Here is a 23,223-nt window from a genome sequence, read left to right as displayed (position 1 = left end):
TGGAAGAACGATGCTGCGATATGCGATTACAGACCGGAGCATGTTTCCGGGTGATGAACAGGGACGCCGCGAGGCGTTAGCGACACAGGCCGCGACTTTGGCACGCGACGGCGTGGAGTATCTGCAACTGCGCGAAAAAGACCTCTCCGAGAGTGAGACCGTCGCGCTGGTCAAGACAATACGCGCTGCGTTAACAGCCGCGGGCGGATCGACCAAACTGCTGCTGAACGGCACGGCTGCACTGGCGCAGTGGGCAGGCGCCGATGGCGTTCACTTGTCGTCCACGACCTTCTCGCAGAACCTGCAAACAATGCGTGGCCTGATCGTCAGCGCCTCGTGCCACACCATTGCCGATGTCCGGCGTGCCGCGGAGTTTGCGGACCTGATCCTGTTTGGGCCTGTCTTCGAGAAGCGTGTTGCAGGCGAACTGGTGAGCGAGGGCGTTGGGCTCGATCTGCTGCGCGAAGCCTGCGCTGCGGCAGAAGGCATGCCGGTCTTCGCGCTGGGGGGCGTGGACGACTCAAATGCTCAGGCTTGCGTGGATTCGGGAGCCGCGGGTGTCGCGGGGATTCGTATGTTTGCCTGGTGCGCATGATCTGCTGCCCGTTCCGGGGCCTGATCCTTCATCTTGGCGGCTGAAGCCGTTCTCTACTGAGTTCACAAGGTGATGTCTACTTCTGGCAGTTCTTGCAGAAATGTGTTGACCTGCCTCCTAGCACGATCTTCTCAATGGGTACGCCACAGTCTTTGCAGGGTTCGCCGGTGCGGCTGTAGACGCGGTGTTCCAGTTGAAAGAAGCCGCGCACACCGTCGGCGTCCACATAGTCGCTGACGGAGGATCCGCCCAATTGGATCGCGTGTTTCAGCACTGTCTTCAATGCCGCGTGGAGCTTGGTGAGTTCGGCGCGGGTAAGGCGGCCTGCGTGGCGCTTGGGCCGAATGCCGGCCCGGAAGAGACTCTCGTCCGCGTAGATGTTGCCGACACCATGCAGCAGCGACTGATTTAGCAGGGCAGACTTGATCGGTGTCTTGCGGCCTTTGAAGAGTGCGACGAAGTCGTCGAGCGAGACGGTCAGCGGCTCCTTCCCGGGTCCTTCATACGCGGTGCCATCGTCCACAATGCCGACGCGGCCGAAGCGGCGCGGATCGACGAAGCGTACATCGCGGCCATCGTGCAGATGCAGCGTAACGTGCGTGTGCGGCGGCATGGGCACGTCCCGTTTGCTTACGAGGAGTCTGCCTGTCATGCCAAGGTGCACGGTCATCTGCGCGGGTTTGCAGTTGCGCTGCGCGACATCCATCACGATGGTTTTGCCGACGCGCCTGACTCGTTCGATGCGTGCTCCCGTGAGCGTCTCTTCGATGTGCGCGGGCGTGGACTTCAGCGGCTCTTTGTGTGGACCGATGGTGACGGCATCAATGCGAGCGCCATGCACACGCTCGTGGACACCATTGGCTACGGTTTCGACTTCAGGGAGTTCCGGCATCGCTAGGATTGGATGCGCGCCAGCGGCGGGAGCTTCCGCTATGCTGGTGTGAGGTTTTTACCGCAAAAGGGAGCAGCACCCATGGCCTCACTGATCGACGCGATCGACGTCAAGCGCAAGATGTACTTCGAACTTGAGGGCGTGCCCTACCACTGCCTGGACAAGGAAATCAGCACGCCGACAGCGCGCGGCGGACAGACCCTGGTACGCCTGAAGATGCGCAACCTGCTGACGCGCGCAGTCTTTGACAAGACCTTCAAGGCGGATGACAAGTTTAAGGAACCTGACCTGGAAGACGTTGAAGCGACGTACCTTTACAGCGATGGAGACGGCGCTTACTTCCTGGATCAGACGAGTTTTGAGACGCTTCAATTGAGTAACGAAATGTTGGGCGATGCACTGGAATTCCTACTGGAAGGAACTGCCGTCCAGATCGAAAAGTTTGAGGGCAATCCCATCGGTCTGCAGCTTCCCATGCACGTGGAACTGACCGTCAAGGAGACAGAACCGGGCTTTAAGGGCGATACCGCCACCGGCACCACCAGCAAGCCAGCCACCATGGAGACGGGCCTCGTCATGCGTGTGCCGTCCTTCGTGAAGGAAGGCGACAAGATCAAGATCGCAACTGAAGGTCGCGAGTTCGCCGGCCGCATGTAGTCGGTTCGCAGAATCAGGAGAGCCGGGGCAAGTGTCCCCGGCTCTCTTTTCGTTGCGCCAAAGGCAGTTCGGCTTCCGTGGTGCCATCGCTGCCGGGCCGGGGTAAAATTGTTTGGGAAGACGTACGATCTCGTTCGCCTACCTGCTTTGCGTCCAAGACAATTGCGACTTTGCTTCGCGGCCCGCGCGCCGCGACCCTTGTGCGCCTGCGGAGATTTGGGAAAGTTATGACCATGAAAAAAACAGCTGTTGTGCTTGGCGCGCAGTGGGGCGATGAGGGTAAGGGCAAGATTGTTGATGTCCTGAGTGAGCGGTATAAGGTAGTGGCGCGCTATGCGGGCGGCCATAATGCCGGCCATACCGTCATCATCGATGGTAAGAAGTTCGTGTTGCACCTGATCCCGTGCGGTGTTCTTCGGCCGGGCTGCCTGGGCATCATCGGCAATGGCGTTGTGGTGGATCCAGCGGCTCTGCTGACGGAAATCCGCATGTTGAAGGATCAGGGCCTGCCGGTCGATGGACAGCTCTTTGTCTCAAACCGTGCGCAGGTCATCCTGCCGTACCACCGCATGATCGAACTGGCGGCAGAGAACGCCCCAGGCCGTACGAAGATCGGCACCACCTCACGCGGCATCGGCCCCGCCTACGAAGACAAGATGCACCGCAACGGTCTTCGCATCGTTGACCTGCTGAATACGCAGCTGCTGCGTACCCACATCACGAACGCGTGCAATGAGAAGAATCAGATTGCCCATGCGCTGTTCGGCACGGAGCCTCTGAATCCCGTGAAGATTTACGAGGAGTATGCTCGCTTCGCCGAACAGATTGCTCCTTACGTTACCGATACTGCCGTGCTGCTGAACAAGGCCATCAAGAATGGCGAGTCCGTCATGTTTGAAGGCGCACAGGGCGCCTTACTGGACATCGACCATGGCACCTATCCGTTCGTCACGTCCTCGTCTGCAACGGCGGGTGGCGCGGTGATTGGCACGGGCGTTGGTCCGACCACGATCGGCACCGTCATCGGCGTTACGAAGGCGTATGTCACGCGCGTAGGCGAAGGCCCATTCCCAACGGAAGATTTCACTGCAGCCGGCGACGAACTGCGCGCCCGCGGGCAGGAGTACGGTGCGACCACTGGCCGGCCGCGCCGGTGTGGTTGGCTCGATCTGCCGCTGCTCCGCTACTCGAACATGATCAACGGCACGGAATGGCTGGTTGTCACCAAGCTTGACGTGCTGGATTCGCTGGCCGAGATTCCGGTCTGCACGCACTACAGGATCGACGGTGTCGAGACCGATGTCATCCCGGCAGACATCCGTCAGTTTGACCGGATTGAGCCGGTGTATACCAACCTGCCTGGTTGGCAGACGTCGACTGTTGGCGCCAAGAGCATGGAGGCTCTGCCGGCTAACGCGCAGAAGTACCTGCGCTTCCTGGAAGACAATAGCGGCGCACGTATCGGTATGGTGAGCACCGGGCCCGACCGTAACGAAACCTTTGCCGTGCCGGATTTCGACATCGCAACCAATGCAGGAGTATCCGCGTGATCTCGTTTACGGTTCGTATGCGTTTCGCCAAAGAGGATCGCGCGGAGATCCGCTCGATCCTGCAGAATCTGGGGGCTGCCTCGCGGCAGGAGCCCGGCTGCGCGAACTATGTGGCCCACACCCTTGAAAACGATCCAGACACTGTCTTGATCTACGAGCAGTACCGCGACGCAGAGGCGCTGGAGGCGCACCGCAGCTCACCGCATTTCGAGCAGTGGGCCACCAACGGGCTCTACCGCAAGTTGCGCGAACGCACTCTAGAGACGCTGCAGGAAATCGTCTAGAAAAGAAACGACCACAGATCAAGGTTTGTGCGCGAAGATGAGGACACTGGTGCTGTATGAGATGCCAGTCTCCCGGCGCATCGAGACGTGCCTTGTCCTGTGCGGATCATGCAACCGTTTTGACGAAGCATGAATCCTGAGAATAGGATGCCCTACGCGATGGACCTGCGGCTCTCCATCCCGGCACGCATCGCCCGCGCTCTGGCGGCGACAGTGGTCCTGTGTCTGGTGTCAGGCGCCGTATGTTCTGCATACGCCGAAAAGACCGTCAAGCTCAAGAAAGAAAACAAGCGCATGGAATCGCGCGAGATTGAAAGTCTTGAAGAGAACTGGCGGCAGGCCCTTCTGAAGTCCGATACCGCTTTGCTGGAAAAGCTGATGGGAGACGACTTCCTGGCGATCTCCGCGAATGGCACGCTCAGCGATAAGGAGCAGTATCTGCGTCGCCTGGGATCCCATGCGAACCAGTTCTCGCGCATCGATCTGATGGATACTAAGGTTCGCGTGCAGCCCATGTCCGCCGTTGTGATCTCTCAGGCCCGCGTCACCGGCCAGTTGGACGGCCACGTGATTGACGGAATCTACCGCTACACCAAGGTCTATGCCCGCACTCAGGGTGGACAGTGGCGCGTGCTGAACTTTGAAGCGACGCGCGTCTCAGGGCCGCACGGCGACGAGACAGATATGCAACGCGGCATGCCGATCGAGGCGAATCCCCACGGCCGTCAGTGACAGCAAGAGTTCAAACCTACTCTGATCGTGAGCGCAGACAAGCCCCGCCGCAGCGGGGCTTTCTGTACATCCTGAGGGAGGGACGTTACGCCACGCGAAGAGTCCGCATGGTCGAAGTGGACGCCGAAGCGACTGGTTTGAGATTGAGCGCCAGAAGGCGCCGGTCGAGGGATCGGGTCATTCCCGTAATGTGAGCGTCTTCCGGTTCCGCCGAGGCTACCGCGTTGCGGCGACCATGCAGTGAACCTGCAACCATTAATGTTGCAATCTCCGGCTTACGCGAAGCGATGCCAGAAACGATATCGGTGGGCCAGGCACGACGAGTCCCGATCATAAGTAACCCCGACTGTATTGCGTTGTGGGCCCGTGGCCCGTTGAAAGGTCGCTGCTGTTCTATGGTCGGATGGCGTCGCGGGAACGGGAGTTGCCCTGTCGGGTGGCGAACAGATCAACTTGGCCAAATGTCGATCTGTGCCCAACCTCAGGAATCTCCTTCCGAGGTCAGAGTATCGGCTGACGCAGGCCCTGCCTTAGGCGTGTCCATGTCGTTCCCAGGGACTCTGGCAGCACCCGTGTCTCTGCGGTGGCGGTCATGAAGTTGCTATCGCCAAACCAGCGGGGAAGCAGGTGCAGGTGCAGGTGCTCGGCGACGCCGGCACCTGCGGCCTCGCCGAGGTTCATGCCCAGGTTGATACCGTCGGGCCGATACACCTCGCGCAGGACTGTCTCCAGACGCTGGGCGAGAGACATCATCTCCTCTGCGGCCTCGACAGGTAGCTTGGCGAGAGAATCCAGCTGCTGGTAGGGAACCACCATCACATGGCCAGAGGTGTAGGGATAGGCGTTCAGGCAGACGAAGTTATGCTCTGCCCGCAACAGGACCCCGCCGGACCTCTCCGCTACGGTTGCAGAAAATGAGCCGCTTGCGATCGCCCACTGAACGGCACCAATGAGATTGAGGAAGACGGATCCCAGATCATCCGGGTAGGCTTCCAGTTCCGCGGGAACGCCTGGACGGGAGGGCTTGGAGCCAGTGATGTAGGCGTATCGCCAGGGTGTCCAGAGCCTGTCCATGTCTCGGAGTATAGGGCACGCACCGATCCGGCTGCGCTTTCGCAAAGTTACCTGCAAGCGACGTCATCCTGCTTTGCACAAACCGCATCCCATGCGACACAGGTATTTCCACGTGGCTGTCTTCAAGATCATTACGTTTCTGATCCATGCCATCGTGCAGGCGATCGCCTCTCTGCTGCTTGCCGTCTTTACGCACCTTGTACCGGCGCTGCTGGCGGTGGTTGCCCTGCTGGCCCTGCTGGTCGCGGTCTGCACCACGTGCGGCGTCAGCGGATTCGCATTCCTTCGGCGTCGTCGCAAACAGCAAGATTAGGCCCGCTTCACGCGGGCCTTGGTCTCAAGTTGTATTCGGTGCTGCGATCTAGCGCGGTCCTTCGCCCGCTCCAAACCGGTAGGCCACTCCCACGCTCGCGACTGTGCTGTGAACGGAACCATTCGTAGTGACCGGTGTGCTCCAGTGCTCGACCTGTCCATCGATTTTTGCGGAGAAGTGCTGGGACACGTCGTACTCGACGCCGACGCCGCCGCCATAAACGGCGCCTGCCGTTTGGGTGTAGAGCAGGTTCGTGTAGACAAAGCCGCCGTTCTGATAAGTCATTTGTCCACGTCCAAAGAGGCCGTCGACATAGGGCCGGAAACGCCCGCCCTCAACCGGCTCACGGGCGATCCGCAGGCCCCCCATCACGTTCGTCTCGGACACGATGTTGCCCTTGTCCACGGGCAAGCGGCCGCGAGCTTCGATGCCCAGGACGTACCGGCCCAACGCATACACACCGATATCAAAGCCGGCGGTCACGCCCACATTCTTGCCACCCCCCCAGGAGGTGGATCCGTTGGCTTCGAGCCCTGTGTAAACAGCGGAACCCATAACAAATGCTGACGGCGAGACCGAACGGCTCGCAGTCGCGACAGCTTGCGCGCCGGCGATAGCCGACGACGCAAAACCAATAAGTACGCACGCGCACAAATAATTCATGTAAGTGGGCTTCACGCCTACATTATCCCTGATGAAAAGCACTTGCGCACCAAAACTAAGCAAACTGATGCACAGTTAACGTTACTTAGGAAACGGAGCAGGTAATGTATGCTCCATTCCTGCAACGAAGGAGTAATTGACCATGAGGTTGAGTCATGAATGATGCTGCTCTGAAATCGTGTATCGCAGCTGAGAGGTCCTTAGGTAAGTTCGATAACTAACTTATCTATTACTTACTCGCCAACACCTGCGCCAGCGCGCGCTCGATGACCGCGTATCCATCAGCGCTTGGATGGAGCCCATCGACGAAGAACTCCTGGTGTCCCTGCATGGGAGTGAAGATGTCCACATACCCATAGCCCCGTTTCGTCGCGAGGTCGCGGAGAGCTGAGTTGACTGCGATCACCGATGCATCAAGGTTTTGGCCTCCCGAGGTGATGGGACCTAAGGAGATGACGTAAACAGGCATGCTGGCCGCTTGTGCCTCTTCTCCCATCGATGCAATGTTGGCTGACACCGTACTCGGCGGGTCCTTGACTTGCTGCAGGACGTCGTTACTGCCTACCTGGATAATGACCCGGGAGTATCCGTGCCCCAGAACATCCCTTGCGAAACGCTGCAGCACCTGGCCACTTGTTTCACCGGAGATACCGGCGTTGTGTAGAGGTAGTGGCCAGCGGTTAATGATGGAAGCACCGATGAAGATCGATGTCGCATTGAGTTCCGGACTCAGGTTGGTCGGAGGAGGAGTCGGTGTTGGCGGAGGCGTTGGGGTGGGTGTCGGTGACGGCGCGGGAGTCGGCGTCGTTGTGGTTGTTGTACTTACCGGATTTGCTTCCGCGACCACGCTTACGACAGTCTTGCACCCGAGCATTGCCACCAGACCAGTAACCGGAAACAGCAGTAACCGCTTGCGCGCCCAGTGCGATCGCGTGGGGAAAACTAACGCGACTTGAGAGTGGTCGTCGGCCAACCGTTTGTTAGCCAAAGGTCGGCACCTCTTCACCGGCGAGCGCTCTTCCGGTCTGCGCCGAGGCGGCACGAGGCTTCAGCCCGATCGTCCAACGCCAACGGTCACGGGTCGAAATCCATCTGCCCAGAAGCAGGCTGCCGCCGTAGGCAAAAATGAAAAGCAGGGCGCGAAGCAGAAACGACATGGCAGGGCCGGACTCCTCGACGAAGCCTGGGCGGATCCAGTGGTTCAGGGGGAATGATCCAGCGCGGAGAAAGATCGTGTGCGTCAGGTAGATGGCGAATGTCTGTTCGCGCACACGGATGAAGCCCGGCCACGAAGCGGACTTCAGCCTGACGATCAGAAGTACCAGGAGAGTAGAAAACACCTGATTACTGAGCCGAAGCGTATTCAGTGGATCAACAGAATGCCGAGCGGTCAGGATCTGCACCTCAACGATAGTTCCTGCGTAAGACAGACCGGCAAGAGCCACGATCACCGGCATGGGAACGCCGTCAAGCACGCGGCTGACACGCGAGAAATTCTGCGCGGCGAAGCTTCCAAGCCAGAGAAAGCTGACGAAGGCAAAGAGCGCGTAGGTATGTCGGGGCGGGAACCATTCTTTGTAGATATTCAGGACGTAGAGGAAGTTGATGGAGAAGAGCGCCACTCCGAGTCCTGCATGGTGCAGATAGCGGCGGAAGAGCACGAGAATGCACAGGCCCAGAGCGAGGTTTGGAACGAACCAGAAGGAGGTCGAGAATGCTGCGATCCATACATCGGTCAAAACCATGTCGGCCCACGAGACCAGGGATAACGAAACGATGCGACGGTGGCCGAAGTCTCCCACGATCAGGTAAAGGACGTACAGACCAAACCAGAACGTCCAGGGAACCAGAAGGGTTTTGAGTCGCCGCGAAAGATAGGGCAACGGAGCAGCCGTGTCGATCCGGTTTCCAAGCAGAAATCCCGAGATCAGAAAAAAACTGATCGTTCCGTACTTGAAGAGGCACTCTGCTGCGAGTGGGAAGATACCCTCCGAAGGCTTGCTGACGATCCACTGGGTGGAATGCAGCGCGACAACGGCAAGCATGCTCCAGAAGCGGACGGCATCAACAAACAGAAACTGCTTTGGAGCGGCTTCGGAAGGGGCAGGGAATTGATGCACCAAAACAAGCACCTCAGAAAGAGCTGTACCGGGCGCCCCGTGCGGGTTGAGTCTGCGCGACGGATTGCTGCGTGGTTCAACGGACTGTTGTGCAACGGTGCTTGCAACGCCCACGTTCACTTGAATCGCACAACAACGCCCGTGGTGAAGCTTTGCTGATAGGTGTTGAGACCCTGGACGCGCATGTAGCTGTAATCAAGCACGCGCCAATCGACGTGGGGAAGGATGCGAAGGTCGGCTCCCACAGCGCCGCCGGCAACCACTCCACCGCTGTCGGTGGAAGCAAAACCCTGTCCTGCTTTGCTATGCGCTCCACCGACGAGCACTTCAATATAAGGGCGCAGCCCCACCGCCGGTAACGGTATCGCGAGACGAGGACCTAACAGTACAGAGGTGACCGTGGTGCCAGGGTTCGTCGTGTTGGTGACAATTTCAACCCGCGCATCGATTCCTAAGGCGACGACCTGACCATATGTCGTGTCGTAATAGAGACCGAAGGTACCGCCGTTCAGGCGGGGCGTGTTCGCAAGCTTGAGGGTTGAGGTGGTGAAGCCACCGTAAAGGCCAAGCTGAGCATGGCAGGCAGTCGTCGTGGCAAGCAGCAGTGCAAACGCAGCAGCGAAAGTCTTCAATGAAATGCCCGTTCAGAATGCGAGGAGTATAAAGCCATTGCCCTGATTGTTCTGCGACGTAACCGACGGACGGCACAATTTACAGAAAAAGACCTGCAGGAAAGTCGAAAGGACTCCCTTGCAGGTCTTTGTCTCTGCGGCTTTGGATACGGAGACTTACCAGTTCTTCGTCCAGACCTCTGCAATCGGGTACTTGTTCGCAGCGCTGGGCTGGTAGTTGCTGCGGCTCATCCACCAACGGAGGCGTGCGTCGGCGTCGTCAGCAAAGGCTGGGTCGGCTTTCACCTTGACATCGAACTCGGTCCACAACTCTGGATGGTCAGCGGCCATCTTGGTTGCGATGGGCACGGAGAGGTATTCACCTGCGCCAATGCGCCCAAAGCCTTCGAAGATCGCGTCCATAAAGCCCCAGCGTACAAGGGCGTCCGGCGCGGCCGGATGCAGCATGGCCATGATGATGCGTGCGCGCGGCTGGTTCATGGGCACGTAATAACTGCCGGCGGGCATGTGCACCCTCTCGCTGACGGGCTGCAATGTGTAGTCCGTGAAGGTGCGGCCTTCGAAGGGGGTGGACTGCTTCTTCGCGCTTGTGAAGCGCCAGGTGTCGAAGGTCTGATCGCCAAGATCCTTCGTCGTCCGTTCCATGACGACGCCCTGCAGTGCGAGCTCGTCCGCAATCGACTTCCATGCGAGCGGGATCAGGAAGCCAGTGGGTACAGGGGCGGCAGCGGTGGTATCGACTCCATCGTGCATGTTCACGGTGATGTCGTCTTTTTCTGCGGTGAAGTGCATCACGGGTTTGCCGGTGATCGGGCTGATCTCACTGGCGCGCTTGAGCGAGTGATAGACGATGGGGTGTGAGCTGTCGGCTGTCTTACCGCCAAGGAACATCTGCAGATCCTTGTGGCCGGCCATCGCGGCGTCTGCAGCATCGCTGTCGCGCACCGCCTTCCGCAGCGCCTGAGGATCTTCCGCGACGATGTCGATGGAGTGCACCATGATGTCGTAGTTTGCCCAGGCACGTGTCTTTGCCGTTTTCAGCGAGTGTGTCTCGACCAGCAGGCAGGGACGGTTCCGTGCGCCGGACCAGTAGTGGCTGTAGCGGGGCGAGAAGACCTCAACATTGAAGTCGCGCTGACCATTGCCTGACGGTCGAGCAGAGCGGGCCGCGCGATCATCGCCCCCGCCCGCACCTGGCGCACCTGCTGCTGCGGCACGAGCGCCGGGAGCGTTTCCATTCGCTAGGCCGGCGCCGCCGGTGCCTGGGAAGTCTCCGCGGAGTCCACCATACGGAGCGACGAGATGGCCGTCTGCTTCCATGCGCTTATTCAGTTCGGGCACAAAGCGGCTGTTGACCCACGCGCGACTGCCGGGACCGATGTCCTCATGCTGCGTCATATCCCAGGTGACGTCGTACTGAAAGTCCGCGCCGTCGGTAACGTGGTTGTCGAACATAAAGTCAGGCAGCCAATCGTTGTACAGCTTCAGAAAGGCGCGCATCTCCGGCGCGTCTGCCTTGATGTAGTCGCGGTTCAGGTTGAGTTGCTGCTCCTGCGGGCGAGTGCCGGTGATGTCCGGACCCTGCTGCTGCGCGCGGTTGAATGGGCTGCGATCTTCGTGGCCGTCGATCTCAAAGAGCGGAATGATAACGAAGATGGTCTTGTCCAGCCATGCCGCCTGCTTTGGGTGATTAGTCACGGCCATGTCACGGATCAGCATCAGCGCTGTGTCCTTGCCCTCAATCTCACCGGAGTGGATACCGCTCTGGATCAGCACGACGGCCTTGTCGGTCTTATGTGCTGCTTCGGGGGTAAAGGCCTTGTCCTTACTGACGATGATGGCCGTCATGGGCCGGCCTTCGGGGGTGGTGCCGAAGGTGATTACCTTGATGTACTTCGACCGCTTCTCGTACAGGCGGGCCAGGTCGATGACTTCCTGGTAGCGCGCGGTCTTCTCGAAGCTGGTCTTTTCGCCGGTGGTGAGCTCGTCAGCGGGTACGTCCTTTGTGCTGGCTGCAAGCGAGACGGCGGCGGCAGCGGCGGGCGGCTCATACATGCTGTGCGGTCGAATTTGTGTGTTCTGCGCGATGGAGGCAGCAGGAAGAAGGAAGGCAAGGGCAGTAAGTCCAAGCGTTGGAGCGGCGAAGCGTTGTGACATGCCTAAAATCTCCGGGTAATGCGGGATTATCAATAATTTCCGGGGAGGGCCCCAAGTCCCTTTTCCGCGCTATGCGGAAGGTGTTACAAACGTTGCGCACCGTAAACGGTCCATTCAAGGTTGGCTCCATGAAAAAGCCCTCGAACGTTCTTCGCCGAAGCCTATTTACCGGTGTCGCAGTTGCGTTTGGTGTTGTGTTCGCAGGATACGCGATTCCCAACTCAACCAAGGTTCTCGCGCAGCAACAGGCTCCCGCGGCCGCGCGACCACGCGGTGGAGCACCCGCTGCGGGCGGATCGCAGAATGCAACAGGTGGTGCTGCTGCTGGTCCTGGCGAGGGAGCGCAGGCAGTTGCTGCTGATCCGGAGCATGGGCAGGCACCGGCCGGACCCGCAGCACGCGGTGGCCTCGTCGCCTATCCCGATCGTCCGAAGGCGCCCGCTGCCGTATTGGAACGTGGCAAAGCAAACTTCGGTGTGAACTGCGCCTTCTGCCATGGCTCGGACGCTGGTGGCGGATCGGTGGGACCAAACCTGCTGCGCAGTGAAGTTGTCCTGCAGGACAAGGATGGCGAACTGATCATGCCGATCGTGCACGGCGCACGCGTTGAGAAGGGCATGCCTAAGATCGACATCAATGACGCGCAGGTGAAGGACATTGCGGCATGGCTGCACAGCCTGAAGGTCAGCAGCCGCGCCGTCATGACAGAGAAGATCAACATCGTGGTGGGCAACGCGAATGAAGGAAAGGCCGCGTTCGATCGTACCTGTGGCTCGTGCCACTCGGTGTCGGGCGACCTGAAGGGCTTCGCAGCGAAGTACACTGACCCGCGCGCAATGCAGCAGGCATGGATGTTGCCGGGCGGTGCCGGTGGACGCGGTGGGCCTGGGCCGGCAGGTCCGCAGGTGCAGTTGCACGTGCCGCCAGTGACCGCGACAGTGACGGCATCTCCAACGCAGAAGGTGACGGGCAGGCTTGAGGCTATCGATGACTTCTATGTCTCGGTCGTCACGGACGATGGCGAGACGCATCGGTGGACACGGAACAACGGCATGCCGAAGGTCGATATTCATGACCCGCTGGCGGAGCACCGCGCACTGATGCGCAAGTACAACGATAAGGATATTCACGACATCACGGCCTACCTGGTTTCGTTGAAGTGAAGAGGATGACGATGCGGAAATCAGCAAAGCTTGCACTTGCATTGGGATTCGCCGTGGCACTTACGGCACCTGCCGCGTCGCGCGCGCAGTCTCTTGACCCGGCCGATATTTTGCACCCCAAGGCCGATAGCTGGCCGACGTACTCGGGGGATTACACGAGCGATCGCTACAGCAAGCTGACGGAAATCAATACGGCCAACGTGAAGGGCTTGAGCCTGGCCTGGTCGCAACGTCTGACTGCGGGTTCCGTAGCGCCGCAGGCAGCTCCGTTTGGTCCGGCTGCGCCGGCAGTGAAGACGATTGTCGGCGGCATCGGCACGTTGGAAGCACCGATGGGCCAGATCAAGGGCGCTATGCTCCAGGTAGATGGCGTGATCTACGTCACCACACCAGACAATGTGTGGGCGCTCGACGCACGCGATGGGCATGAACTTTGGCACTACTTATGGAAGACACGTGGCGGTACGCACATTGGCAACCGCGGCGTGGGCATCTGGAAGGATCGCCTCTTCTTTGAGACTCCGGATAACTACCTGGTATCGCTGGAGAACAAGACCGGCAAAGAGATCTGGCACAAAGAGATCGCCAGCTTCGATCTGCAGTATTTCTCGACGATGTCGCCGATCGTTGTTGGCAACCACCTGCTTGTCGGCACTGGGAATGATCTCGACGAACCCGGCCTGCTGCAATCGTTCGATCCGCAGACGGGCGAGGTCCAATGGAAGTTCTATCCCGTGCCAATGAAGGAAGGCGATCCCGGGCTGGATACCTGGAAGAATCTGGATGCAGCGTCGCATGGCGGCGGCAATATGTGGGTGCCGGGCGCGTACGATCCGGAGACAAAGCTCTACATCATCGGAACGGGCAATCCCACTGCTGCCTACACGTCGATGAACCGTGGGCCCGGGGCCAACCTGTATACATGTTCGCTGGTTGCGCTGGACATCGAAACCGGCAAGATGAAGTGGTATTACCAGACCTCGCCGCATGACACGCATGATTTCGATTCCACACAGACGCCGACGCTTGTCGATGGCACGTGGAATGGAAAGCCGCGCAAGCTGGTTCTGACGGCAGCTCGCAACGGCTACTTCTTTGTCATTGATCGACTGACCGGCGAGCATCTGCTGACAAGCAAACTGGTCGATTCGCCAAACTGGGCAGACGAGAAGCTGGATAAGGACGGTCATCCGGTGCGCATCCCGGCAAAGGACTATGACCTGGGTGGTGCACTCGTCTCACCAGCGAACGGCGGCATTGTGAACTGGCCACCGCCGGCGTACAGCCCACAGACCGGCCTGTTTTATGCGCACGCGCAGGAGAGCTACGCCATGTACTACCTGGCCACCACTGATCCGCGCGGAGCGATGGGGCTGGGCGGTAAGGATGAGCTGGGGCTGGGCTCGCTTGGCAGCTACCTTGTGGCGATGGACTATCACACGGGCAAGCCCGCGTGGAAGATTCGCTACCCCGGCGTCACGGCCGGCGGTGGCATGAATGGTCTGCTGACGACCGCAGGCCACTTGCTCTTCGCCAATGACGCACGCGGCAACCTGGTGGCGCATGACGCGGCAACCGGCAAGCCGCTGTGGCACACACACATCAATCCCACCAACGCCCCGGAGAGCTACATGCTGGACAGCCAGCAGTACATCCTGGTCGGTGCCGGCGATACGATGTATGCCTTCACGCTACAGAAGTAAGCGTTCGAAATCAGGGCGTAGGAGCCGGGCGAGAGATCGCCCGGCTCCTACTGCTTTGCCGAGTTTTGACGGTCATTCACTACTACGCAACAAAGGGCAGGCATGCTGATTGCTATGAACGTACGAATCGCTTTCTCCACCGTTGGAATTGCCGCTGTGCTGCTCACGGCACCACTTCCAGGCCAGACCGGCGCATCTACACCAACTGTGACGAACGCAGCGGTTGTACCCAACCCATGGACGCAATTGATGACGAAGGCGGCGGCGCATGCCCATGCGCACGGCGCACCGACGCCGCTCCTGAGCCCGGTAGACCACAGCGTGGTACGGATGAAGAGCACGCCGGCCGATGCCCCGCTGGTACCGGTTGCCGATCTGCAGGCGAAGGGCATCCGCGTAGTGCCATGGACGACAAACGATCCCGAGGCGATGCGCGCGGTGATCCGCACCGGTGTCGATGGCCTGATCAGCGACCGTCCGGACCTGTTGCAGAAAGTGCTCGCCGAAGAGCGCGCAGCGCGGCCCGAGGATGCGAAGCTGAAGCGCTTTGTTGTGAGCGCGCACCGTGGCGGACGCGGCCTGCGCCCTGAAAACACACTGCCTTCGTTTGAGAGCGGCCTGGATCAGCTCTCCACGGAACTGGAAACGGACACCGGTGTCTCAACGGATCATGTATCACTCATCTGGCACGACCAGTTCTTCAATCCACAGGCGTGCCGCAAGGCTGACGGCAGTGAGTACACAATTGCAAACCGTATCTATCTGCGCGATATCTCTTCGACCGAGGCGCAGAAGACGTTCATCTGTGACAAGCTGCACTTCGGTGCTGACCAGAAGAACGATCCGTCGTTGTCACCGGTGACGGTTGCTTTTTCAGCCAAAGAAGGTCGCCCCAGCATCTATTCGCCGACCTATGTTGCGGAGCTGTTCCGGTTTGTCCGCTTCTATGTCGAGTACTACTCCGTAGGACCGGGCAAGGGAACACCGCACGCGGAAGAGCGCGCCGCGAATGCGCGGACCGTACGCTTCAATATTGAAACGAAGGTCTTGCCGGATCGTCTGCCGCCTGCAGTCGCCGGGGCCCAGGATCCCAAGGTTCCTGCAGAGATGTACAAGAACCAGACTTTGCCACCGCAGGCCTTTGTTGATGCGCTGGCAGGCATCATCCTGAAGGAACGCATGGAAGGCCGCGCAGCGGTGCAGAGCTTTGACTTCCGTACACTGCAGCTGATTGAAGAGCAGCAACCGAAGATACAGACCTTCTACCTGACAGATAACTACAAATTGCTGTCGAGTGACTTTGTGCCTGCCGGGTTGCGCTTGAATTAATACCGAAAAGACTGCCGCTGCTTTGACCCTGGAGCGGCGGTCGGCCTAAAGTATTTGGGCGATGAAACGCCCTGCCTTTCTTGTGCTGAAAACGATCCTGTTCTGTTGTGCGCTGCCGTTGACGGCGCAGGTGACTCGTCCTGCGATCACTGGCGTTGCCTTTGCACGCTTCTACACAGCAGAGGCCGGTGCGTCTCAGCATGTTTATGGCAGCGTACTTGGACTTTCCCAACTAAAGGCCGGGAAGGCCACTATCTATCCAGTGAATTCTCTTCAGTGGATCGAGACGGTACCCCTGCCGGAAGGGATGAAATCACGCATGGAGGCCGTTGGATTCACCACGCGTGATGTTGCCGCCTTACAACGTTTCGTTAAGTCCAAGGGTGTCGTCGTCGAAGAGCCCTTACGGAATGGCATCTTCGCTGTGCGTGATCCGGAGGGCAACCAGGTCTGGTTCGTGCAGGCCGGGGCAAACAAGCGTGTGGCGAATACGAAGCCCGCGCCGCGTGCCGTCTCACAACGGCTGATCCACGTTGGCTATGTGGTGAAGGATGAGGCGAGAGAGACAGCTTTCTATCAGGACCTGCTGGGTTTTCGTCCGTACTGGCATGGAGGCCGAAACAACGTCAGAAGCTGGGTAAGTTTGCAGGTGCCAGACGGAACGGACTGGGTTGAATTCATGCTGAACATTCCCGCTGATGCCAGCCTCAAGTCGATCGGTGTCAACGATCATGTCTCGCTGGGCACGAAAGACATGGCGCAGGTGGAAGCCGCGCTGAGGGCCAACGGCTGCAGTGACGCCGAGTGCGGTAAGTCGCAGGTGGGTCTGGACGGTAAGGTGCAGATGAACCTGTACGATCCCGACTTATCGCGCGTGGAGATGATGGAATTTGAGCCGCGCGAAACACCATGCTGCTCACCTATCTTGGGCAAGTCTCCGACGGCTGTTGAAAGTAGATAGCTGGCGTAACAGGTCTTTCACACTCTGTTCGCTTGCCGTTGACACAACCAACCTAGTTTCGGCCCATGCGAACTTTTCGTTTGACCCCTTTGTTTGTGGCGGCCGTGTGTCTGTCCGCGCCTGCCGCCATGCTCGGACAGTATGAGAACGGCAGCGTTGTGGGCACCGCACGTGACAGCAGCGGAGCTGCCATTGCCGATGCCACGGTGACCGTCACAAACCGAGCCACCGGCGTGTCGAGCAAGCGCCAGAGCGATGATCAGGGAAACTTCGAAGTGCCCGCATTGCGTGTGGGTCAGTACGACGTAAAGGTAGAGAAGGAAGGCTTCGCGGCCGCCACGGCTACAAACATCACCATCCTGGTGTCATCCCGTCAGCGCGTTGACATGACCCTTAACATTGGATCTGCTGCCACAAGCGTCGAAGTCAGTGATGTTGCGCTGGGGGTGGAAACCGACACGAGCCAGCGTGGTGAAACTGTAACTCAGCGACAGACTGTAAGCCTGCCGCTGGTGAGCCGTAACTTCAGCGACCTGGTCGGCCTTGCACCGGGCGTGCGTGCCACCGCGAACGGGGTGCAGACCACCAGCAATACCGGCCTGGTCCGTGAAGGTTCGTTCAATGTGAACGGTCAGCGATCCATGTTTAACAACTATCTTCTGGATGGCATGGACAATAACGCCTATGGCGAAAGTAACCAGGGCTTCAGCAATGAGATCATTCCGACCATTCCTGACTCCGTTGCAGCGTTCCAGGTGGTCACGAATAATGCGGGTGCAGAATACGGACGCGGCGCGGGTGCGACCATTAACGTCGCATCTGCACAGGGAACGAACACCTTCCATGGCCGCGTCTACGAGTTCATTCGCAACACTGATCTGAACGCCGTCGGCTTCTTCAACCCTCCCGGTGGGAAGAAGCCGCAGTTCAACCGCAACCAGTTCGGTGGCAACATCGGCGGCCGCATCGTTCGCGACCATGCGTTCTTCTTTCTGGACTATGAGGGGTTGCGCCAGGTTCGTAAGCAGGTTGCCAGCGCCACGCTGCCTACGCCTAACCAACTTGGTGGCGTCTTCTCCAAGACCGTGTACGACCCGTATACCGGCACAGCGTATGCGGCAGGAACTTCTATCTTCAGCTCCCCAAACGTTTCGCCCATCGCGCGCCAGATCGCGGGTTTCATTGCGCAGCTTGGACCGGGGACTGCAGCCGCTTCCAACTTCACCACGCTGCAGCGTTCCACCAATAAGGGAGACAAGGGGGATCTGCGGCTGGACTGGACCTTCAATCCTCGGAATTCCATGTTCGTGCGCGCGTCGCAGTTGAAGACCAATGCAATCGACTATCCGATCTTTGGTCTGCCGCTCGATGGCAATTCGAACGGGTACCAGCGCATTCTCGATCAGCAGCTAGCCGTTGGCTACACGCGCGTGGTTGGTGCAAACCAGCTGCTGGATGTGCGTGTCGGTATCTCCAAAACCAAGGCGGGTAAGTTTTCGACGTCCATTGGTACAAACCCAGGTTTCACCTTTGCGGGACTGCCGACGGACCCTGCGGTTGCCGGTGGCATCCCCGGTATCGGCATCACTGGCTTCAGCGCGTTGGGCCGCCAGACGACCAATCCGCAGTTCCAGAACCCGGCCATCTTCAACCCGAAGGTGAACTATTCATGGATCCGCGGCAAGCATTCGTTGAAGTTCGGCTATGAATTCCAGAAGGTGTGGATGGATGTGCAGGATACCAACCCGCTCTATGGTGGGTACACCTTCGGCGGTGGCTTCTCGCGCCAGTATGTCGGTGGCAAGACAACGGAGACAGCCACCAGTGATAACTATGTCGCAGACTTCCTCTTCGGCGCATCCAGTATTTATTCGCTCTCCAGCTACTTCGTAGCGCAGCTGCGTACAGTGGCGAATTTTGGTTATGTGCAGGATGACTGGAAGGTCACGCCGCAACTTACCATCAATGCCGGCCTTCGTTACGAGTATGTTTCGCCGTACAGCGATGGGCAGAAGCGCCTGACAAATTTCGATCCCACCTCAACCGGTGCGACCACTGGTTCCATCAGCGCGTTTGTCCCTGCGACCGACAGCAACAAGTATGGCTTCAGCCCGGACAAAAATAACTTTGCGCCGCGCTTCGGTTTTGCCTACTCGCCGGACGGGAACACCAGCGTGCGGGGCGCCTTCGGCATCAGTTTTGCTCACTATGACCGGGCTGGCAGCGGGAACGTGCTCGCCATCAACCCACCCAATGCGCTCTTCACCAATGCCTCTCAGGTGGCGCCGCAGGCCGGTGGCAGTGCAGCAGGCTATGTCCGCTTCGACGCGGGCTTCCCGTCCAACACGCTCACCTTCAATCCGGTCACGGCCAACCCCAGCTATATCGATGGCAAGCGCTACCGCGACAGCTACGTGGAGAGCTACTACCTGAGCGTGCAACGACAGCTGGCGAAGAACACACTTCTGGATATTGCGTACGTTGGGAACCACGGTGTGAAGCTGCTGCAGCTCGCGAACTACAACCAGAAAGATCCAAGTAATAACTTTGTTCGTCCCCTGCCTGCGTACGGCGATATTACCTACCCGATCCGTGAGGCCTATTCGCACTATGACTCTTTGCAGGTGAAGTATGAGCAGCAGATGGTGGCTGGCCTGACTCTATTGAATAGCTTCACCTACGGCCACGCCCTGGACAACGCAGGCGCATCGCTTGAGAGTGCAACCCCAGCACCGCAGGACCTGCGGAATCTGCGCGGAGACTACGGCAACAGCGACTACAACCAGCCGATTTACAACACGACCAGCCTTGTGTATGACCTGCCATTCGGCCGGGGCAAGCGCTTCCTGAACACCGGCGGCATCGTGAATGCCGTGCTGGGGCAGTGGCAGGTATCGGCCATCAACTCCGCTGCAAGCGGCTACCAGTTCAACATCACGGATACTCCGGTGGCCGCGATCCAAGTCACGGCCAGCAGCGTACCAAGCTATCGTGGCGGCAATATCTATCGTCCCAATCGCGTCGGTACCAGCCCGCTCTACACGTTGGACAAGAAACGCTCTACCGGCACAGCGCTGCAATATCTGAATGTTGGAGCTTACACACCAACGAGCGGGTCGCCACTATCTATTTCGACAGCGAATCCATTTGGCAGCCTGGCACGCAACGCAGGTCGTAGCCCAGCCATTAACTACCTGAACATGGCGTTCAACAAGCGCTTCAACACACCAATCGAACGCCTGAACATGGAGTTCCGCGGTGAGCTTTACAACATCCTGAACCATACCAACTTCGCAACAGCAGGCGGCGTGGCTGGTAGCGGCACCACTCTTACGGGTGGCACGATCACGTCGACGCTGGATCCTCGCATCGTGCAGTTTGGTTTGAAGATCATCTTCTAACTGCAACGTCTGTAGTCGATCCAAAAGGGCGCGACACGTAACAGTCGCGCCCCGCTTTATTTCGCTGTGCTCATCGAGTAGGGAGGCTGCTGCGCATGCAGGGACCAGGCTGCTTTATCTTTCGGACTCATCACGAAGCGGAGCTCGCCACCGCTCATGAGTTCTTGGTGGGTGACGAAGCTACGATCCAGAGCTTTTCCATTCAGCGTGACGGATTGCACGAAGGCATTCGTCTCGGTCAGTCTGTCCGCGACAATCGTGAGTGTCTTGCCATTGGGTAAGTGCAGCACGGCGCGATCCACAAAAGGACGTCCGAGTACATACTGATTCGATCCAGGTGCAACCGGATAGAAGCCAAGCGATGTAAAGACAAACCATGCGGACATCTGTCCCAGGTCATCGTTGCCCACCAGACCATCGGGTGCCGGCTTGTATTGTGTATCGATGATCTGCTTCAACCGCGCCTGTGTGCGCCAGGGTTGTCCAGCGTACATGTAGAGATACGGCAGGTGGTGACTCGGTTCATTGCCGTGAATGTACTGGCCGATCATGCCGGAGATATCTTCCACATCCGCATACTTCGCGGGATCAACCTTCTGATCGAACATCTCGTCTAGTTTTGCAACTAACCTATCTGGTCCGCCGAGCAGGCCGATAAGTCCCTGCTCATCCTGCGGCTGGTACCAGGAGTACTGCCATGCATTGCCTTCGGTAAAGCCGCTGTTCGCGCCCGCCTTGGTGGGATCGAAGGGTTTACGATAGTCGCCGTTCACCAGGCGCGGTTCTACGAAACCGTCTGCGGTGTTGAAGTTGTTTCGCCAATATCCCGCGCGCTTGTAAAACGTTGAGGCGACGTCCTTGCGATGCATCGCCGCCGCGGTACGTGCAATGGTCCAGTCGTCGAAGGCATATTCCACAGTCTTCGATGCAGCCTCGCCATCGTTGTCGACGGGCACGTAGCCCTGCTTCATGTAAGTGCCCAGGTTGCCGTAGGGCGCGTAGTTTGCACTTGCAACCATGGCGTTGAGGGCTGCTTTTTCGTCGAATCCCTTGATGCCTTTCAGGTAAGCATCGGCGATGATCGGTACTGCGTGATAGCCGATCATGCACCATGTTTCGATGCCCTGGAACTGCCACACCGGAAGAATTCCGAAGGGGCTCTCCTGCTGCGACGCAATGAGCGAATTTACGAGATCGCTGGTGCGATCGGGTGGTTGCAGCAGCGTCATCAGAGGCTGCTCTGCGCGATAGGTATCCCAGAGTGAGAGACTGCTGACGTAGTGAAACCCGTTGGCCTTATGGACCTGATTGTCCGGTCCGCGGTAGCTGCCATCGACATCCATGCTGAGCGATGGAGCCAGCAGTGCGTGATACATCGCGGTGTACAAGCTCTTACGCACGGGCTCGGGGGCAGTGATCTCTATGACGCTGAGAGCGTTTTGCCATTGCGCTGCAGCGGCCGCGTGCACCGACTCGAAATCGAAGGCGGGAACTTCGGCGGTCATATTGGCGATGGCATTGTCTTCGCTCACGGAGGACAACGCTACTTTCACAACTAGCGGTTCCGAAGAGGAGGCAAAGTCGAAGACACCGATAAGGCCGCGGCCCTCGATACTCTGCGTGTCCTGTGGTGTGCTGCCCGGCGTCTTGAAGCCCTTGTATTCAACAGGGAGTGGCTCGCGGTCATAGAGCTCGTGCGATGCCATGGGTTGCGAAAAGCGCATGGCAAAGTACTGCTGCCGACCTGGTGCCCAACCGCGTGTCTCGCGCACGCCGGTGATGGTGCCATCGGCGCGCACACGGACGCGTGACCACAGCACTTTTCCAGGGTAGTTATAAATCGACGATCGTAGGTCGAGTAACACATGCTCTGACTTACCGGCTGGATATTTGTATCGGTGAACACCAACGCGGGCCGATGCGGTGAGCTCAGCACGGATGCCGTAATCTTCCAGAGTGACGGCATAGTAGCCGGGTGAGGCCTTCTCAGAGGTATGGGAGAATTTCGAGCGATAGCCCGACTCAGGCTTGTCAATATCACCTGGCTCCAGGCGGACATCACCGCTGATCGGTTGTAGCAGCACGTCACCCAGATCGCTGTGACCTGCGCCGGAAAAATGCGTGTGTGAAAAGCCGAGGATTGTCGTGTCTTCATACCGGTAGCCTGCGGCCCACTTATAGCTCTGCTTAAAAGGGCGTATCTGCGTATCGGGCGATAACTGCACCATGCCAAAGGGAACCGTTGCGCCGGGAAAGGTATGTCCCTCCGGACCTGTACCAATGAACGGATCAACATCGGAGACAAGAGTTTGAGCGACCGGCGCCTGTGCGTTTGCGGGAGTAAGAAATACGCAAGCTGCCAGAGCCAAGCAACACAGCCAGACACGGTGATAGGACTTTGTGATGTTCATCGCCTTCAGGGTAACGCTGTGAAGCGGTGGACGTCATCCTGCGTAGAGAAGCGACTTATCGCGAAAGTATGTGTTCAAGCAGTCATTGTGAGTGCGTTCGCATCACACACGAGGGAGAAGACACATGCACACAGGAAAGACCTTGCACCGTATCGTATCCTTCACCCTTGCCGCAGCTATGATGGCATCTGCCGCCACCGCTGTCGCGCAGCCGGGGCATGGTATGCCACCTCCGGGCCAAGTTCGTCATGACGACAACCGTGGCCAAGGCGGGCCGCGCGGACAGCAGGGGCGCCCTGACTTCCACTTCGATCAGAACAATCGCAATCAGTTCGCTCAGCACTATGGCAGCGATGCGAGGCGCTGGCAGAACAACAAGCGCCGGCCGAACTTTACACCGGGTTACGTGATTCCGCGGAATTATGCAATTCGCCCTGTGCCACGCTCCTATTGGAACGGCATGGCAGCGCCGCCGCCGGGCTACCAGTACGGTTACTATGACGGCTACGTCGTTGCCTACAATCCGACCACGCGGATCGTCGCTGATGTCATGGACATCGTTGCCGGGCTAACGAACCGCTAAACG

At 58.8% G+C, this 23,223-nt stretch carries 20 protein-coding genes; 12 read left to right on the top strand and 8 right to left on the bottom strand.

What is annotated here, in order from left to right:
- Window positions 1–10 precede the first annotated feature (10 nt).
- Window positions 11–595 (top strand): thiamine phosphate synthase, encoded by a 585-nt coding sequence (locus BLW03_RS09370; protein WP_074653592.1) that lies wholly within the window; start codon window positions 11–13, stop codon window positions 593–595.
- Between the two features lie 76 nt (window positions 596–671).
- Here BLW03_RS09370 and mutM read toward each other — a convergent pair whose 3' ends face one another.
- Window positions 672–1,487: a bifunctional DNA-formamidopyrimidine glycosylase/DNA-(apurinic or apyrimidinic site) lyase gene (gene mutM / locus BLW03_RS09365; protein WP_074653590.1), complete on the bottom strand. Its 816-nt coding sequence runs from the start codon at window positions 1,485–1,487 to the stop codon at window positions 672–674.
- Window positions 1,488–1,568: 81 nt separating this feature from the next.
- Between mutM and efp the strand changes: the two genes are divergently transcribed.
- The 4 genes from efp (at window position 1,569) to BLW03_RS09345 (ending at window position 4,710) form a co-directional block, all read left to right on the top strand.
- Window positions 1,569–2,144 carry an elongation factor P gene (gene efp / locus BLW03_RS09360; RefSeq protein WP_074653588.1) on the top strand — a complete coding sequence of 192 codons (576 nt, stop codon included), beginning with the start codon at window positions 1,569–1,571 and terminating at the stop codon, window positions 2,142–2,144.
- Window positions 2,145–2,371: 227 nt separating this feature from the next.
- Entirely contained in the window at window positions 2,372–3,694 is a 1,323-nt protein-coding gene (locus BLW03_RS09355; protein ID WP_074653587.1) for an adenylosuccinate synthase, read from the top strand.
- Window positions 3,691–3,978 (top strand): putative quinol monooxygenase, encoded by a 288-nt coding sequence (locus tag BLW03_RS09350; RefSeq protein WP_074653585.1) that lies wholly within the window; start codon window positions 3,691–3,693, stop codon window positions 3,976–3,978. Before BLW03_RS09355 ends, BLW03_RS09350 begins: the two co-directional genes overlap by 4 nt.
- Before the next feature lie 159 nt (window positions 3,979–4,137).
- Window positions 4,138–4,710 (top strand): nuclear transport factor 2 family protein, encoded by a 573-nt coding sequence (locus BLW03_RS09345; RefSeq protein ID WP_212733169.1) that lies wholly within the window; start codon window positions 4,138–4,140, stop codon window positions 4,708–4,710.
- A gap of 501 nt (window positions 4,711–5,211) precedes the next feature.
- On the opposite strand, the gene BLW03_RS09335 is transcribed toward BLW03_RS09345, so the two are convergent.
- Window positions 5,212–5,784 (bottom strand): HIT family protein, encoded by a 573-nt coding sequence (locus tag BLW03_RS09335; protein WP_074653580.1) that lies wholly within the window; start codon window positions 5,782–5,784, stop codon window positions 5,212–5,214.
- A gap of 91 nt (window positions 5,785–5,875) precedes the next feature.
- Here BLW03_RS09335 and BLW03_RS09330 point away from each other — a divergent pair, with 91 nt between their 5' ends.
- A complete protein-coding gene (locus tag BLW03_RS09330) occupies window positions 5,876–6,097 on the top strand; it encodes a hypothetical protein (protein ID WP_212733168.1) in 222 nt (73 codons plus the stop codon).
- A gap of 48 nt (window positions 6,098–6,145) precedes the next feature.
- Here the strand turns inward: BLW03_RS09330 and BLW03_RS09325 are convergent, their stop codons facing one another.
- The 5 genes from BLW03_RS09325 to BLW03_RS09305 all read right to left on the bottom strand — a co-directional run bounded on the left by BLW03_RS09325 (window position 6,146) and on the right by BLW03_RS09305 (window position 11,669).
- On the bottom strand, window positions 6,146–6,760 hold the full coding sequence (locus tag BLW03_RS09325) for an outer membrane beta-barrel protein (protein WP_074653577.1): 615 nt from the start codon (window positions 6,758–6,760) through the stop codon (window positions 6,146–6,148).
- 229 nt (window positions 6,761–6,989) lie between these two features.
- Window positions 6,990–7,748, bottom strand: a complete 759-nt coding sequence (locus BLW03_RS09320; RefSeq protein WP_212733166.1) for an SGNH/GDSL hydrolase family protein — start codon at window positions 7,746–7,748, stop codon at window positions 6,990–6,992.
- Window positions 7,741–8,880: an acyltransferase family protein gene (locus BLW03_RS09315; protein ID WP_348270853.1), complete on the bottom strand. Its 1,140-nt coding sequence runs from the start codon at window positions 8,878–8,880 to the stop codon at window positions 7,741–7,743. Before BLW03_RS09315 ends, BLW03_RS09320 begins: the two co-directional genes overlap by 8 nt.
- Before the next feature lie 116 nt (window positions 8,881–8,996).
- Window positions 8,997–9,512: an outer membrane beta-barrel protein gene (locus BLW03_RS09310; RefSeq protein ID WP_074653572.1), complete on the bottom strand. Its 516-nt coding sequence runs from the start codon at window positions 9,510–9,512 to the stop codon at window positions 8,997–8,999.
- 156 nt (window positions 9,513–9,668) lie between these two features.
- Window positions 9,669–11,669 carry a M14 family zinc carboxypeptidase gene (locus tag BLW03_RS09305; RefSeq protein WP_074653571.1) on the bottom strand — a complete coding sequence of 667 codons (2,001 nt, stop codon included), beginning with the start codon at window positions 11,667–11,669 and terminating at the stop codon, window positions 9,669–9,671.
- A 128-nt stretch (window positions 11,670–11,797) separates the two neighbouring features.
- Between BLW03_RS09305 and BLW03_RS09300 the strand changes: the two genes are divergently transcribed.
- The 5 genes from BLW03_RS09300 (at window position 11,798) to BLW03_RS09280 (ending at window position 20,226) form a co-directional block, all read left to right on the top strand.
- Window positions 11,798–12,832, top strand: coding sequence for a c-type cytochrome (locus BLW03_RS09300; RefSeq protein ID WP_244502027.1), 1,035 nt, complete (start codon window positions 11,798–11,800; stop codon window positions 12,830–12,832).
- Between the two features lie 11 nt (window positions 12,833–12,843).
- On the top strand, window positions 12,844–14,535 hold the full coding sequence (locus tag BLW03_RS09295; protein WP_083350715.1) for an acido-empty-quinoprotein group A: 1,692 nt from the start codon (window positions 12,844–12,846) through the stop codon (window positions 14,533–14,535).
- Window positions 14,536–14,649: 114 nt separating this feature from the next.
- Window positions 14,650–15,864, top strand: a complete 1,215-nt coding sequence (locus BLW03_RS09290) for a glycerophosphodiester phosphodiesterase family protein (protein WP_244502026.1) — start codon at window positions 14,650–14,652, stop codon at window positions 15,862–15,864.
- Window positions 15,865–15,925: 61 nt separating this feature from the next.
- Entirely contained in the window at window positions 15,926–16,825 is a 900-nt protein-coding gene (locus tag BLW03_RS09285) for a VOC family protein (protein WP_074653565.1), read from the top strand.
- Window positions 16,826–16,890: 65 nt separating this feature from the next.
- Window positions 16,891–20,226: a TonB-dependent receptor gene (locus BLW03_RS09280; protein WP_074653564.1), complete on the top strand. Its 3,336-nt coding sequence runs from the start codon at window positions 16,891–16,893 to the stop codon at window positions 20,224–20,226.
- Window positions 20,227–20,282: 56 nt separating this feature from the next.
- Here BLW03_RS09280 and BLW03_RS09275 read toward each other — a convergent pair whose 3' ends face one another.
- A complete protein-coding gene (locus BLW03_RS09275) occupies window positions 20,283–22,637 on the bottom strand; it encodes a GH92 family glycosyl hydrolase (protein ID WP_074653562.1) in 2,355 nt (784 codons plus the stop codon).
- A 142-nt stretch (window positions 22,638–22,779) separates the two neighbouring features.
- Between BLW03_RS09275 and BLW03_RS09270 the strand changes: the two genes are divergently transcribed.
- Entirely contained in the window at window positions 22,780–23,220 is a 441-nt protein-coding gene (locus tag BLW03_RS09270; protein WP_139285159.1) for a hypothetical protein, read from the top strand.
- The last annotated feature ends 3 nt before the right edge of the window (window positions 23,221–23,223 follow it).

Source organism: Terriglobus roseus, assembly GCF_900105625.1.
In the GTDB taxonomy this organism is placed as follows: Bacteria; Acidobacteriota; Terriglobia; order Terriglobales; family Acidobacteriaceae; genus Terriglobus; species Terriglobus roseus_B.
Note: the sequence above shows the minus strand (reverse complement) of the source record. Positions and strands in the feature narration are given on the sequence as shown.

Coding starts and splice junctions, on each gene's coding strand:
- BLW03_RS09290 (WP_244502026.1), top strand. CDS start 14,650: ATGAACGTACGAATCGCTTTCTCCACCGTTGGAATTGCCGCTGTGCTG.
- BLW03_RS09345 (WP_212733169.1), top strand. CDS start 4,138: ATGGACCTGCGGCTCTCCATCCCGGCACGCATCGCCCGCGCTCTGGCG.
- BLW03_RS09305 (WP_074653571.1), bottom strand. CDS start 11,669: ATGTCACAACGCTTCGCCGCTCCAACGCTTGGACTTACTGCCCTTGCC.
- BLW03_RS09275 (WP_074653562.1), bottom strand. CDS start 22,637: ATGAACATCACAAAGTCCTATCACCGTGTCTGGCTGTGTTGCTTGGCT.
- BLW03_RS09280 (WP_074653564.1), top strand. CDS start 16,891: ATGCGAACTTTTCGTTTGACCCCTTTGTTTGTGGCGGCCGTGTGTCTG.
- BLW03_RS09295 (WP_083350715.1), top strand. CDS start 12,844: ATGCGGAAATCAGCAAAGCTTGCACTTGCATTGGGATTCGCCGTGGCA.
- BLW03_RS09285 (WP_074653565.1), top strand. CDS start 15,926: ATGAAACGCCCTGCCTTTCTTGTGCTGAAAACGATCCTGTTCTGTTGT.
- BLW03_RS09330 (WP_212733168.1), top strand. CDS start 5,876: ATGCGACACAGGTATTTCCACGTGGCTGTCTTCAAGATCATTACGTTT.
- BLW03_RS09335 (WP_074653580.1), bottom strand. CDS start 5,784: ATGGACAGGCTCTGGACACCCTGGCGATACGCCTACATCACTGGCTCC.
- BLW03_RS09300 (WP_244502027.1), top strand. CDS start 11,798: ATGAAAAAGCCCTCGAACGTTCTTCGCCGAAGCCTATTTACCGGTGTC.
- BLW03_RS09355 (WP_074653587.1), top strand. CDS start 2,372: ATGACCATGAAAAAAACAGCTGTTGTGCTTGGCGCGCAGTGGGGCGAT.
- efp (WP_074653588.1), top strand. CDS start 1,569: ATGGCCTCACTGATCGACGCGATCGACGTCAAGCGCAAGATGTACTTC.
- BLW03_RS09370 (WP_074653592.1), top strand. CDS start 11: ATGCTGCGATATGCGATTACAGACCGGAGCATGTTTCCGGGTGATGAA.
- BLW03_RS09325 (WP_074653577.1), bottom strand. CDS start 6,760: ATGAATTATTTGTGCGCGTGCGTACTTATTGGTTTTGCGTCGTCGGCT.
- mutM (WP_074653590.1), bottom strand. CDS start 1,487: ATGCCGGAACTCCCTGAAGTCGAAACCGTAGCCAATGGTGTCCACGAG.